Annotated in this window: 1 protein-coding gene; it reads right to left on the bottom strand. The window is 72.2% G+C overall.

What is annotated here, in order from left to right; genetic code table 11:
* Positions 1–51: 51 nt before the first annotated feature.
* On the bottom strand, positions 52–1350 hold the full coding sequence (locus ACWGH4_RS34950; RefSeq protein WP_453467919.1) for a class I SAM-dependent methyltransferase: 1299 nt from the start codon (positions 1348–1350) through the stop codon (positions 52–54).
* Positions 1351–1601 lie beyond the last annotated feature (251 nt).

Raw genomic sequence — 1601 nt, 5'->3', positions numbered from 1 at the left:
GTGCACGCGCCCACGGGGCCCCGCGTCGTTCGTACGTCCGGCGGCGAGCGTTCAGCGCCAGTCGCGGCTCCGCAGCGGCACTCCCGAGCTGCCGCTGTCGGGGGTCCGGACGGCGAGGATCTGATTGACGCCGATCCTGTTGCGCTCGAACGAGACCGCGGACGCGGCCATGTAGAGCCGCCACACCCGGGCCCGGCCGGCCGACGTGGAGCGCGCGGCCTCGGGCCACGCCTTCTCGAGGTTGGCGACCCAGGCGCGCAGGGTGCGGGCGTAGTGCTCGCGGATGGCGTGGACGTCCCGGATCTCGAAGCCGGCGTCCTCCAGGGTGGCGACGGTACGGCCGAGGGGCGCGAGTTCGCCGTCGGGGAAGACGTAGCGGTCGATGAACTCGTCGACCTGGTAGGACGATTCGTTCTTCTCGGGCCGGCGGGCGATCTGGTGGTTGAGCAGCCGGCCGCCCGGCACGAGGAGCGAGAACAGCTGGTCGGCGTATTCGCGGTAGCGGACGCGGCCGACGTGTTCCGCCATGCCGATGGACGAAATGGCGTCGTACGGACCGTCCCTGACGTCCCGGTAGTCCTGGACCCGGATCTCGATCCGGTCGGTGAGGCCCTCGTCGGCGATGCGCTTGCGGGCGTAGACGGCCTGCTCACGGGAGAGTGTCACGCCGGTGACCCGGGCGCCGTACTCGCGGGCGGCGTGGACGGCCATGGAACCCCAGCCGCAGCCCACGTCGAGGAGCCGGTCGCCCTCCTTCAGCCCGAGCTTGCGGCAGACCAGGTCGAGCTTGTCGCGCTGGGCCTCCTCCAGGGTGCCCGCCTCTTCCCAGTAGGCGCACGAGTAGACCATGGACGGCCCGAGCACGAGCTCGTAGAAATCGTTGCCGACGTCGTAGTGGTGACTGATGGCCTCCTTGTCGCGCCGCTTGGTGTGCAGCGGGCCGGTACGCCGGCGCACCTCCTCGAGGGGCGGGGGAGGCGGGGGGAGCGGCCCGCCGAGCCTCAGCAGGTCGAGGGCGGCCGCCCGCAGCCTCGGGTCCCGCGCGGCGCGCAGTGCACGTACGGCGCTGTGCCGCTCGCCGCCGCGCTCCCAGAAGATCCCGGCGAGCAGGTCGAGGGCCTCGTACAGGTCGCCGTCGACGTCGACCTCCCCGGCGACCCAGGCCCGTGCGAGCCCCAGCTCGCCCGGTCGCCACAACAGCCGCCGCAGGGCGCGCCGGTGGCGTACGACGAGGGTGGGCGCGGCCGGCGGCCCGGCTTCGCTGCCGTCCCAGGCGCGGATGCGGACCGGGAGCGGTGCCCCCAGCAGTTCCTCGGCGAGAGTGGTCAGCCGCAATGCGGCGTCGGCCATGGCGCACACCTCCGTGACGGTGGTTCCCACGAACGCCCCGCCGGCCCCGCACCGCGGGACCGCACGGTTCCATTCCTTCAACAACGTGACCACCGTGTGCTTCCCCGCACTACGCAATGCACAGGCAAAAAGGCGGGAAACGGCACCTGGTCGGAGTCAGCCGCGCCCTGCGGCCGGGCAGCGGCCCCGGCGGCCGGGCAGGCGGATTTCTAATTATTGCGTCGGGGATCGCCGAAGGTGTAGAGCTGTGT

It is taken from the genome of Streptomyces sp. NPDC054847 (assembly GCF_053610925.1).
The sequence above is the reverse complement of the archived record's forward strand: the minus strand, read 5'-3'. Positions and strand labels throughout refer to the sequence as shown.

Coding starts and splice junctions, on each gene's coding strand:
- ACWGH4_RS34950 (WP_453467919.1), bottom strand. CDS start 1,350: ATGGCCGACGCCGCATTGCGGCTGACCACTCTCGCCGAGGAACTGCTG.